This is a genomic window from Mycobacterium sp. 1245801.1 (genome assembly GCF_001673055.1).
Lineage (GTDB): Bacteria > Actinomycetota > Actinomycetes > Mycobacteriales > Mycobacteriaceae > Mycobacterium > Mycobacterium europaeum_A.
In genome coordinates this window covers 1-12,059 of the sequence record NZ_LZKY01000298.1, presented here as the reverse complement: position 1 = coordinate 12,059, position 12,059 = coordinate 1, and the positions used below count along the sequence as shown (strand labels likewise).

Genomic DNA, 12,059 nt, shown 5'->3' with positions numbered 1-12,059 from the left:
CGCCGCCGGGGCCACGCGCAGGCTGGCCGACGGCAGCGCCGGGTCGCCGTCGAACAGCGAGGTGTCCGGCGGCGCGTGCAGGGCGGGCTCGGGCGGCGCGGCCGGCTCATCGAGCTCGCTGGCGTCGACGATCCGGTCGAAGCGGAACAGCCGAACGCCCTCGGCCTCGCGCGACCAGGCCTCCAGGTAGCTGTGGCCGCCGATCAGCAGCACCCGGATGGGGTCGACGACCCGGCTGGTCAGGGTGTCGTGGGAGGCGGAGTAGTAGTCGATGGCCAGCGCGTGCTTGGACTGCACGGCCGCACGCACCGCGGCGGCGGCCCGGTTCTCCACCGGCGCGGGCTCGTCGACGGCCGTTGCCGCGGCCGAAGCGTCCTGCGCCCGGGCCCCGGCGGCGTCCTGGATGTTCGAGTACTACCCGATGCGCGACGTGCGCGAGCTGCCGGACGGATCCTGCGAGGCGGTGATGACCTATGCCTCCGAGGATTGGATGACGCGGCTGGTGCTGGGCTTCGGCCCCGACGTCCAGGTGCTGGCACCCGCGTCGCTGGCGCGGCGGGTGCGCGATACGGCGGCGGCCGCCCTGACCGCCTACGACGCCATGAACTGACAAAAGTCCAGGCGAGATGGTCCACCGCGGCGCGGCGCGGGCCCGCCGCCACCCGGCCCCGCTGCGGTAGCATCGGGTGAACGTCTGGAGGTAATCAAAGTGGGCAGTCTTAGTCCGTGGCACTGGGCGATCCTCGCGGTCGTGGTGATCTTGCTGTTCGGTGCCAAGAAGCTCCCCGACGCTGCGCGTTCGTTGGGTAAGTCGATGCGGATCTTCAAGTCCGAATTGCGCGAGATGCAGACCGAGAACAAGGCGGAAGCGCCGTCCCTGGAAACCCCGTCGACCCCGCCGGCCGCCCCCCAGCCGGTGCAGTCGCAGCGGGTCGACGCGCCGGCGCCCAGCGAGCAGGGGCACAGCGAAGCACGTCCGGCCTAGCCGTCACCATCGTCGCGCGCTGCCCGAGCGCCACTGACCGAGCATCGTGAAAGTCTTCAAGGTTTCAGCGCGCACTACCGGCCTGCTGAGGCGCCTCAACCCTCGTAACCGTCGCAGCCGAACCAACCCGGATGCGACCATGTCGCTGGTCGATCACCTGACCGAGCTGCGCACCCGGCTGCTGATCTCCCTGGCCGCGATCCTGCTGACCACGATTTTCGGCTTCGTCTGGTACTCGCATTCGATCTTCGGCCTGGAAAGCCTCGGCGAGTGGCTGCGCCATCCCTACTGTTCGCTGCCGCAATCGGCGCGCGCCGAGATCAGCGCAGGCGGCCAGTGCCGGCTGCTGGCGACCGCGCCGTTCGACCAGTTCATGCTGCGGCTCAAGGTCGGCCTGACGGCGGGAGTGGTGCTGGCCTGCCCGGTGTGGTTCTACCAGCTCTGGGCGTTCATCACGCCTGGGCTCTATCAGAAGGAACGTCGCTTCGCGATCGCGTTCGTGATCCCCGCCGTGGTGCTGTTCGTCGTCGGCGCGGTGCTGGCCTACTTCGTACTGGCCAAGGCGCTGGGCTTCCTGCTGACCGTCGGCAGCGACGTCCAGGTGACCGCGCTGTCCGGCGACAGATATTTCGGCTTCCTGATCAACCTGCTGGTGGTCTTCGGCGTCAGCTTCGAATTCCCGTTGCTCATCGTCATGCTCAACACCATCGGGATGCTGACCTATGAGCGGCTCAAGGCGTGGCGGCGCGGCCTGATCTTCGCGATGTTCGCGTTCGCCGCGGTCTTCACGCCCGGATCCGACCCGTTCTCGATGACCGCCCTCGGGTTGGCGCTCTCGGTCCTCCTGGAGTTCGCCATTCAGATCGCTCGGCTGCACGACAGGCGCAAGGCCAAGCGTGAAGCGCAGGCCGTGATTCCCGACGACGAAGCATCGGTGATCGAACCGCCCAGCGCGATACCCGAGCCGTCGCTGTCCGCCGGGCAACACGACGATGTCACCTGATCCGTCGCCGCCCTCCGACCTGGCGGAGCTGGTGGAGCTCACCCGGTTCACCGCCGATCTGCCCTTCGCGCTGGATGGCTTTCAGCATCGGGCGTGCGCGGCGCTCGAACGAGGCCACGGCGTGCTGGTCTGCGCGCCGACCGGCGCCGGCAAGACGGTGGTCGGCGAATTCGCCGTGCACCTGGCGCTGGCATCCGGCGGTAAGTGCTTCTACACCACGCCGCTGAAAGCGCTGAGCAACCAGAAGCACACCGACCTCACGGCGCGCTACGGCCGCGACCGCATCGGCCTGCTCACCGGGGACATGTCGGTGAACGCCGACGCGCCCGTGGTCGTCATGACCACCGAAGTGCTGCGCAACATGCTCTACGCCGATTCGCCTGCGCTGCATGGGCTTTCGTATGTGGTGATGGACGAGGTGCATTTCCTGGCCGACCGGATGCGGGGCCCGGTGTGGGAGGAGGTGATCCTGCACCTGCCCGACGAGGTGCGGGTGGTCAGCCTCTCGGCGACGGTGAGCAACGCCGAGGAATTCGGCGGCTGGATCCAGACCGTGCGCGGCGATACGACGGTCGTGGTCGACGAGCATCGGCCGGTGCCGCTGTGGCAGCACGTGTTGGTGGGCAAGCGCCTGCTGGACCTGTTCGACTACGACAACGAGAAACCGGCCGAGGACCGTCAACCTCGCGTCAATCCCGAACTGCTGCGCCACATCTCGCACCGCCGCGAGGCGGACCGCATGACCGACTGGCAGCCGCGTCGCCGGGGCTCGGGCCGGCCGTCGCGGCCGCGCTTCTACCGGACGCCGACACGGCCGGACGTGATCGCCACCCTGGACTCCGAAGGGCTGCTGCCGGCGATCACGTTCGTGTTCTCCCGGGCCGGCTGTGACGCCGCCGTCCAGCAGTGCCTGCGCTCGCCCCTGCAGCTGACCACCCAGGAGGAACGCGCGCAGATCGCCGAGGTGATCGAGCACCGCTGCGGCGACCTCGCCGACGCCGATCTGGGCGTGCTCGGCTACTACGAGTGGCGCGAGGGGCTGCTGCGCGGCCTGGCGGCCCACCACGCCGGCATGCTGCCGGTCTTCCGCCACACGGTCGAAGAACTGTTCACCGCCGGACTGGTCAGGGCGGTGTTCGCCACCGAGACCCTGGCGCTCGGGATCAACATGCCCGCCCGCACGGTGGTACTCGAACGGCTGGTGAAGTTCAACGGCGAGCAGCACGTGGCGCTGACGCCGGGGGAGTACACCCAGCTCACCGGCCGCGCTGGGCGGCGCGGCATCGACGTCGAGGGCCACGCGGTGGTGCTGTGGAATCCCACCGAGGAGACCACCGAGCCCGCCGCGGTGGCCGGGCTGGCCTCCACCCGCACCTTCCCGCTGCGCAGCTCGTTCGCTCCGTCGTACAACATGACCATCAACCTCGTCCAACAGATGGGCCCCGAGCAGGCACACCGGTTGCTGGAGCAGTCGTTTGCGCAGTATCAGGCCGACCGCTCGGTCGTCGGGCTGGTCCGCGGCATCGAGCGCGGCACCGCGATGCTCGACGAGATCGCCGCCCAGATCGGCGGACCCAAGGCGCCGATCCTCGAATACGCCCGGATGCGTGCCCGCATCGGCGAGATGGAGCGCGCGCAGTCCCGGGCGTCCCGGCTGCAACGGCGGCAGGCCGCCAGCGATGCGCTGGCCGCGCTGCGCCGCGGCGACATCATCAACATCACCCATGGCCGGCGCGGCGGCCTGGCCGTGGTGCTGGAATCGGCCCGCGACAGCACCGACCCGCGACCGCTGGTGCTCACCGAAAACCGTTGGGCCGGAAGGATTTCCTCGGCCGACTATTCGGGTGTGTCGGCGCCGGTCGGTTCGATGTCGCTGCCCAAGCGGGTCGAACACCGGCAGCCCCGGGTCCGGCGTGACCTGGCGTCGGCGCTACGATCGGCCGCCGCCGGGCTGACCATCCCGGCCCGGCGCCGCGGCGGCCGGGGGGATTCCGATGGTGAATTTCATGATCCCGAGTTGGCGTCGCTGCGCGACGCGCTGCGCCGGCACCCGTCGCACAACACGGCCGGTGTGGAGGAACAGGTCAGGCAGGCCGAGCGCTATCTGCGGATCGAGCGCGACAACGCGCAGTTGGAGAAAAAGGTTGCGGCGGCCACCAATTCGCTGGCCCGGACCTTCGACCGGATCGTCGGGTTGCTCACCGAGCGCGGCTTCATCGAGGGGCGCGACGGCGATCCGCGCGTCACCGACGACGGCCGGCTGCTGGCGCGCATCTACAGCGAAAGCGACCTGCTGGTGGCCGAATGCCTGCGCACCGGCGCGTGGTCAGGGCTGAAGCCCGCCGAACTCGCGGCGGTGGTGTCGTCGGTCCTGTACGAAACCCGGGGCGGCGAGGGGCCGGGGGCGGGTTTTGCGGCCGACGCGCCCACCCAGCAAGTGCGCCAAGCGCTGCAGCAGACCTCGAGGCTGTCGATGGCGCTGCGCGCCGATGAGCAAACGCACCGGATCGCCCCGAGTCGCGAGCCCGACGACGGCTTCGTCAACGTCATCTACCGCTGGGCCCGCACCGGCGACCTGGCGGCGGCGCTGGCGGCCGCCGACCCGGCCGGCACGGGGTCGCCGCTGCTGGCGGGGGATTTCGTGCGCTGGTGCCGCCAGGCGCTCGACCTGCTGGACCAGGTCCGCAACGCCGCCCCGGACCCCGAGCTGCGGGCCACCGCTAAGCGGGCTATCAACGACATTCGGCGCGGCGTCGTCGCAGTTGACGCCGGGTAGGCTAGGCCGGAGCTACCGTTAAGCGGCGATAGTGCATGCCAAGACACAAGGGCTGAGGGAGAAAGATGAGCGGACCGCAGGGATCGGACCAGCAGTGGCAGCCGCCCGGTCAAGGTCAAGGTAGCGATCACTCGTCAGAGCCGACTCAGGTGGCACCCACCTGGCAGGAGCAGTCGAACCAGGAGACGTCGTGGCAGGCCCCGGCCTACACCCCGCCCGCCGACTACCCGCAGTATCAGCAGCCGGCGGAACAGGCCTATCCGCAGCAGTATCCCCAGCAGCAGCCGGGCTATGCGCAACCGGGGCAGTACGGTCAGCCCGGCCAGTACGCCCAGCCCGGGCAGTACGCCCAGCCGGGCCAGTACGGTCAGCCCGGCCAGTATCCGCAGCCGGGGCAGTATGGCCAGCCGGGTCAGTATCCCCAACCCGGCCAGTACGGCCAGCCGGGCCAGTACCCGCAGCAGTACCCCGGTTACGAGCAGCCCGGCAAGAAGCGGCCCGTCGGCCTCATCGCCGGTGTCGGCGGCGCGATCGCGTTTCTGCTCATCGCGGTGGTGCTGGTGCTGGGTTTCTGGCAGCCCGGGTTCTTCGTCACCACCAAGCTGGACGTCAACAAGGCGCAGGCCGGGGTCCAGCAGGTGCTCAGCGACGAAACCAACGGCTACGGCGCGAAGAACGTCCAGAACGTCAAGTGCAACCACGGCCAGAACCCCACCGTCAAGAAGGGCGCCACGTTCGACTGCGACGTCAGCATCGACGGCGCGCCCAAGCACGTCACGGTGACCTTCCAGGACAACAAGGGCACCTACGAGGTCGGCCGGCCGCAGTAGCCGCCGGGCCGATCAGTTCGGCAGCCCGTCCAGCGCCTTTTGCAGGCGGGCGACCGACGAGCCGACGCCCAGCTCGGTCGCCAGTTCGGCGGTGCGTCGCGGATGGGCGGCGACCAACGGTATTTCGTCGGTGGACGTCGAGAAGGTGACGGGCGCGTCGGTCGCCACCCGCACCACCTTGCCGGCCGCCTCGATGTAATCCAGCGCCCCGAGCAATTTGGTGCGGATGCCCTTGGCCATCTTGGACTTCGGGTCCTGGGCGGCGGCCAGGATCCGCTGCAGCGAGCCGTGCTGGGCCAGCAGCGTCGCCGCGGTCTTCTCGCCGACGCCGGGCACCCCGGGCAGGCCGTCGGACGGATCGCCGCGCAGCAACGCGAGTTCGGCATAGGCGGGGCCGGCGCGATCCACCGGTACGCCGTAGTGTTCGGCCACCTCGGCGGGCCCGAACAACGTGGCCTTGCTCAGCCCGCGGCCGAGGTAGAGCACCCGGACCGGGACGGGATCGTCCGACACCACCTGCAGCAGGTCGCGGTCGCCGCTGACCACCACCACCGGGTCCTTACGTTCCCGGGCCGCCAGAGTGCCCAGCACGTCGTCGGCCTCGTAGCCCTCGGCGCCGGCCGTCGGAATCCCGTATGCGTCAAGGAGTTCGGCGATCATGTCGATCTGGGGCGTCAGGTCGTCGGGGACCTCCTCGACGTCCGGCTCGTCCTGCGGATCCTCCACGGCCACGCGGTGGGCCTTGTAGGACGGGACGAGGTCCACCCGGAACTGGGGACGCCAATCGAGGTCGAGGCAGACGGCCAGCCGGCTGGGCCGCTGCTGGGTGATCACCACGGCCATGGAGTCGATGAACCCCCGAACGGCGTTGACGGGCCGGCCGTCGGGCGCGGTGATCGAGGACGGCACCCCGAAGTACGAGCGGAACCACATGCTGGCGCCGTCGAGCAGCACGAGTGGTCGCATGCGGGTTATCGTCTCACGCCAATCCGCGCACCGAGTCGACGGTCGGCAGGCGGGGGTTAGCCTGACTGCCATGGAGTCTCACCGCTTCGACGCAGCAGTGTACGAACGCCGGCTGGCGGCCGCCGCGGTGGCGGCCGCCAATGTGGGCCTGGCCGGGCTGGTGATCACACCGGGCTATGACCTGCGCTACCTCGTCGGGTCGCGCGCACAGACCCTGGAGCGGTTCACCGCGCTGGTGTTGCCCGCCTCGGGCGAGCCGACGGTGGTGGTGCCGCGTCTCGAGCTGGCCTCGCTGAAGGAATCGGCCGTCGCCGAACTCGGCCTGGCGGTGCGGGATTGGGTCGACGGCGACAATCCCTACGATCTGGTGGGCTCCGCGTTGGGCGGTGTCCCCGCCGCGACCGCCGTCACCGATGCCATGCCGGCGTTGCACCTGCTGCCGCTGGCCGAAGTGCTCGGGGTGCTGCCGGTGCTGGCCACCGACGTGTTGCGCACGCTGCGGATGGTCAAGGAGGAATGCGAGGTGGACGCGCTTCGCAAGGCCGGCGCCGCCATCGATCGGGTGCACGCCCGGGTGCCGGAGTTCCTGGTCCCGGGTCGCACCGAGGCCGACGTGGCCGCCGACATCGCGGATGCCATTGTGGCCGAAGGGCATTCGGAGGTCGCGTTCATCATCGTCGGGTCCGGGCCGCACGGCGCCGACCCGCACCACGGATATTCGGATCGCGAACTGCAGGTCGGTGACATCGTCGTCGTCGACATCGGTGGCGCGTACGAACCGGGCTACAACTCCGACTCCACCCGCACCTACAGCATCGGTGAGCCCGATCCCGAAGTCGCGCAACAGTATTCGGTGCTGCAACGCGCCCAGCGCGCCGCGTATGACGCGGTGCGTCCGGGGGTGACGGCCGAGCAGGTCGACGCCGCCGCCCGTGACGTGCTGGCCGCCGAAGGGCTGGCCGAGTACTTCGTGCACCGCACCGGGCACGGCATCGGGCTGTCGGTGCACGAAGAGCCCTACATCGTCGCCGGAAACGATCTGCCCCTGGCCGAGGGCATGGCCTTCTCGATCGAGCCGGGCATCTATTTTCCGGGCCGTTGGGGCGCTCGGATCGAGGACATCGTCGTCGTCACCCCCGAGGGAGCTCTGGCCGTCAACAACCGGCCGCACGAACTGATCGTGGTTCCGGTGGCCTGACCGACGCGTCACCGGGTCCGCGTAGGTTGGGGCGTGATGTCAATTCTGGATCTTCCGCTGCTTCCGATTCGCATCGCACGCCACGTCGCCGACGCGGTCTTGCACCCCAAGGCACCCGCACCCGCGCCGGCTCCCGCGCCGCCGGCCGAGCTGGTCGTGGTCGACGGGATGCCCGAGGGCGTGCCGCCGGCGGCGCGGCGCCCCGAGCCCGCACTTCCGTCGCCCGCGGGTTGGCCGTTCGGCGAGGAGTTCCCGCGCACGTGCGGCGCCGGGCGGCTAGCCGGCGGCGCCCTGTTCTGGACCGACTTCCTCTACGACGACCACGGCGCGACGGGTGTCCCGATCGGCGACCTGAAGATCCAGGCGCCGCCGCGCGGAACCTACATCTATCCCGACGGCCCCGCGGCCGGCAACGGCGCCGACATCTTCCGCGTCGCCATCGGGCTCACCGAGACCCACACCTGGTGGCGGATCGACTGGAACACCCTGCTGGACGCGTCGGTGCCCATCGCGCTGTTCACCTTCGACACTGACCCCGCCCGAACGGCGGACGAACACTGGCCCGCCGCAGCCGGGGTGCGTTCGAAGGGCATCGACATGGCCCTGCTGGTCTCGGGCGCCGGCGCCGCGCTGATCGACCTGACCACGCAGGCCAGGACGCCGGTCGAGCACAGCGTCGACATGCAGTCGCGGTCGTTCGTCGCCCAGGTCCCGCGGTCACTGGCCGAACCCACGGGCAGCTGGACGGTCCGCATGGTGGCGGGGCTGGCCAACGCGGCGGGGGACGGCTTCGCCGACGTGTCCGCCCTGCATGGCGCGCTGCCCGGGCAACCCAACGTGTACAACGTGGCATTTCGCACCCACGAGCAGGAGCCGGTGCACCTGAACTTCTGGTCGGATGCCGCCCAGGCCGCCGCCCTGACACACGGCGACGTCTCCGAGTTCGCGCTGACGGTGCCCTGGGCCCAGCTGGCGGCCCGCAAAACCGCGCCCGAGCCGGTGATCACCGGCCCGTCCACCCGGTGGTACGTGTCGTCGGTCGAACTCGGCCAGGGCCTGGAACAGGGGTGGGCCGCCAACGACATCTTGAGCACCAAGCCGCAGTTTCTCGGCCGGGTGCAGCCGTATTCGATCAGCCTGCCCTCGAGCTACGCACCGGGTCGGACGCTGCCGCTGACCCTGTTGCTGCACTCGCTTTCGCTCGGGCAAAGCCAGTTCGCCGCGATCGACCCGCACCTGCTGCACCAGGTGTGCGAGGGTCGTGAGTCGGTGGTGGTCACGCCGTTGGCCCGGGGACCGTCCACCTGGTACTTCGACACCGGCGAACTCGACGTCTGGGAAGTATGGGCGCGAGTCGCCGAACAATTGGGCACCGACCCCAATCGCACTGTGATTTCCGGCTATTCGATGGGCGGGTATGCGACATACAAGCTGGGACTGAGCTATCCGCAAGTGTTCTCGCAAGCCGTGGTGCTGGCCGGCCCGCCGACGTGCGGGGTGCGGCTGCTGCCGCACGTCGACATTCCCGCCGACCTCGATCCGCATACGCCCTGTGCCCGTGAGGGTGACACCTGGAAGCTGCTGGTGAACGCCCGATGGCTGCCCTACGTCATCGCTCATGGGCTGCTTGACGAACTGGTGCCGTTCGCCTCGGCCGCCGAGCAGGTGCTGGAGCTGGACCGGCTCGGTTACCGCCACCGGTTCAGCGTCTACCCGATCGAGGATCACATCGCCTGGGTGTTTCAGGACAAGTTCGAGGATCCGATCTCCCATATGGGAACCGGTCTGCGCCAAGCGGATCCGGGACACATCACGTTCGCCTGGTATCCGCAACTGGTGCGCGCCGACCTGGGCATCGGGCCACACCAGGCGTGGTGGTTGTCGGAACTGGCCGCCGATCCCGAGGTGACCGCGCGGCGCGGGGCCGTCGCGGAGGTCGATGCCCGCTCGTATGCGCGGCCGGACCCCACGCACACCATTGCGCACCATCGCGGCGTCATCCCGCACTTCGAGCCGACGCCCGGGGTGTACAGCGAGCTGGACTGGCAAGTGGGACGGCCGGTCGGCCCGCTGCCGTATTTGACGTTGCGCCTCACCGGAGTTGCCGGTTTACGAGTCGATGTCGCGCGAGCCGGGCTGGCGGCGTTGCCGACGTCGACCATCACGGTGGCCACCGATGTCACCGCCACGATCACGCTCGGTGGCTTGCCTGCGGCGGTCGACGTGCAACTCGATGGCGAACCGGCCGGGGCGACGGTCGCGGTCTCACCCGGGCGACACCGCATCACGTTGACGGCCGCAGCGGCTGTTGATCGGTGAGTTGTGGCGCTAGGTGATTGTCGCTAGCTTGGCGAATCGATCATCGGGTGAATAGCGGCGACGGGCGGACCTGAGCGAAAATTCCGCTCGTGGCTCCCTTGGCTGTCGACCCGGAGGCGATGTACGCCGCGGGTAGTGCCGTGGGTGCCGCCGGCGGTGGTCTGGCGGCGAACCTGACGGTGTTGGCGGCGGGTTTTTCGGCCCACACCGGGGTGGATCGCGCCGGCGAGGTGTTCGGCCTGGCGTATCAGGACACCGCCGAGTCGCTGCTGAAGGCAGTGGCTGCCGTCGTGAACGCGTGCGGGAAATGCGGTGCTCTTATCCAGCAGGGCGCGTCGAACTATTCGAAGGCGGAGGCGGCCTCGACGCTAGGCGGCGGTGGCAGCATTTTGGCGGCGCCGCCCCCGCCGGAGGAACTTGCCGCTCCCAAAGCCCCGGGAACGATGGGGCCCGGAGAGCCGCCACCGGCGCTATGGGCGATCGTGGAGTCGCTCGTCCTCGAGTTGTGGCCCGACGGCGACGTGCCGGGTATGCATGCGGTCGCGTCTCGTTGGCGCGGCTTCGCCGCGGCGGCTAACGGGGTGCAGACGACTCTCAACGCGGCTAAGACACTGCTGGATATCCAACACCTTCCTGAAGGTGACAAGATCGATAACGCTCTCAACGAAATAGGTTCTGCGGCAGCGACTATCGGCGCGCAATGCGGCAAGCTGGCCAGTGCCATCGACAAGTTCGCCGACAAAGTCGGCCGCTCCCAACATGCGATTCGGGATCTGTTGCACCGGCTCGGGTCCCTGGGCGACCTCGGCCACGACATCATGCTCATTATCGACGGCGACGCATGGGACGAGATCAAGAAAATCGCCAAGGACATCAACGACGTGCTGCAGCATCTCGGGCAGGAGGCCCGCGCCGGCGTGCAAGGGATCAGGCTGCTTATGGAAGCGGCCGATCGCGAGGTCGTCACTTGTGAGAAGTACGCGCGCCGCGGGCTCGTCAAGTTCTTAGGGGAAGACGTCGGCAATCCGGTGGCGACCGCATTCGAGTTCGGGATAAATGCCCAGGAGGGCGTTCTCAAAGGTGCGGTCAACATGGGGTTAGGCCTTGCCGACCTGAGCCCGCATTGGATCGCCGTCGACCCCCAAGGCGCAGCTGCCACTTGGACCGGTCTGGTGAAGAATGCGTGGAAGGAGAGTTTGTTCAACGCTCCCATTCATCCCGAGGAATTCGCGCATGCGAGGCTGCAGGAGTTGAAAGGCCTTGTGCATGCCGAGGATTGGACCAGAGATCGACCCGGACTGGGCGCTGGTGAAGTCGCATTCGACCTTGGCACCCTGATCTCGCCCGGCCTCGGTGAAGGGGGCGCGGCGGCCGACGGCGCGGGTGCGGCGGCACGGGGGGCCGAGGAAGAGTCGGCGGCCGCTGGCGCTGCGGGGCGTGCCGGCGGAAAAACCGGAGAAGGGCTAAGCGGCATCGCGGGGGCTCGCGGTGAGCTGACCGGCATCACCAAGGCGAGCGCCGAGCTGCCCCAAAAACTCGCAGGCGTAACCAAGGATTTGCCGGATATCAAGCCTCCGGCAAGTGGCACTCCCGTGGCAATGCCACCCGGCAAGCCGATTGAGCCGCCGGTCGAGTCGGTACCTCGCCCGTCCGAGGGCGTTCCCGGCGCACCCCAGGGGTCGACGCCCGCGGCAACCTCGCCGGGTCAGGCGGGCCCGCCCGGTGGTTCGCCGCCACCCTCGAGTAGTCCCAATGGCGTTCCGCACGAGCCGAATTCGTCACCCGCCCCTTCTGCACCGCCGGGTGGTCCCGTCGGCCCGCAAGGCCCTGCGTCCGTTCCCGCCGCGACGCCAGGCGGCGCGGGTGGTCTGCACGATCCCGCGCCCGCGCCGGCTGCGGCCCACCCGACGGCTCGGCGACTGGGTCGTGAGCGCCACCGGCCGGCACGGAGACCGGCTCATGCGGCTGCTCCGCCGGCACCG

At 69.3% G+C, this 12,059-nt stretch carries 7 protein-coding genes and 3 pseudogenes; 8 read left to right on the top strand and 2 right to left on the bottom strand.

From position 1 onward, the window contains the following. A pseudogene (locus A5622_RS19240) lies at window positions 1–363 on the bottom strand (WYL domain-containing protein); the annotation flags it as partial. Window positions 364–385: 22 nt separating this feature from the next. Here A5622_RS19240 and A5622_RS19235 point away from each other — a divergent pair. The 5 genes and pseudogenes from A5622_RS19235 to A5622_RS19215 form a co-directional block, all read left to right on the top strand. Further along, a pseudogene (locus tag A5622_RS19235) lies at window positions 386–610 on the top strand (helix-turn-helix transcriptional regulator); the annotation flags it as partial. Window positions 611–709: 99 nt separating this feature from the next. Beyond that, window positions 710–985: a Sec-independent protein translocase subunit TatA gene (gene tatA / locus A5622_RS19230; protein WP_066880597.1), complete on the top strand. Its 276-nt coding sequence runs from the start codon at window positions 710–712 to the stop codon at window positions 983–985. Between the two features lie 46 nt (window positions 986–1,031). After that, window positions 1,032–1,988: a twin-arginine translocase subunit TatC gene (tatC, locus tag A5622_RS19225; protein WP_156748947.1), complete on the top strand. Its 957-nt coding sequence runs from the start codon at window positions 1,032–1,034 to the stop codon at window positions 1,986–1,988. Window positions 1,989–2,007: 19 nt separating this feature from the next. Further along, window positions 2,008–4,764: an RNA helicase gene (locus A5622_RS19220; protein WP_066880599.1), complete on the top strand. Its 2,757-nt coding sequence runs from the start codon at window positions 2,008–2,010 to the stop codon at window positions 4,762–4,764. 65 nt (window positions 4,765–4,829) lie between these two features. After that, entirely contained in the window at window positions 4,830–5,594 is a 765-nt protein-coding gene (locus A5622_RS19215; protein ID WP_066864663.1) for a DUF4333 domain-containing protein, read from the top strand. 12 nt (window positions 5,595–5,606) lie between these two features. On the opposite strand, the gene A5622_RS19210 is transcribed toward A5622_RS19215, so the two are convergent. Next, window positions 5,607–6,560 carry a 5'-3' exonuclease gene (locus A5622_RS19210; RefSeq protein ID WP_066864660.1) on the bottom strand — a complete coding sequence of 318 codons (954 nt, stop codon included), beginning with the start codon at window positions 6,558–6,560 and terminating at the stop codon, window positions 5,607–5,609. Window positions 6,561–6,630: 70 nt separating this feature from the next. On the opposite strand from A5622_RS19210, the gene A5622_RS19205 reads away from it, so the two are divergent. From A5622_RS19205 to A5622_RS19195, 3 genes and pseudogenes are all read left to right on the top strand, one after another. Beyond that, window positions 6,631–7,758, top strand: coding sequence for a Xaa-Pro peptidase family protein (locus tag A5622_RS19205; RefSeq protein WP_066864657.1), 1,128 nt, complete (start codon window positions 6,631–6,633; stop codon window positions 7,756–7,758). Between the two features lie 36 nt (window positions 7,759–7,794). Then, on the top strand, window positions 7,795–10,077 hold the full coding sequence (locus A5622_RS19200) for an alpha/beta hydrolase-fold protein (protein ID WP_066880595.1): 2,283 nt from the start codon (window positions 7,795–7,797) through the stop codon (window positions 10,075–10,077). 89 nt (window positions 10,078–10,166) lie between these two features. Further along, a pseudogene (locus A5622_RS19195) lies at window positions 10,167–12,059 on the top strand (hypothetical protein); the annotation flags it as partial.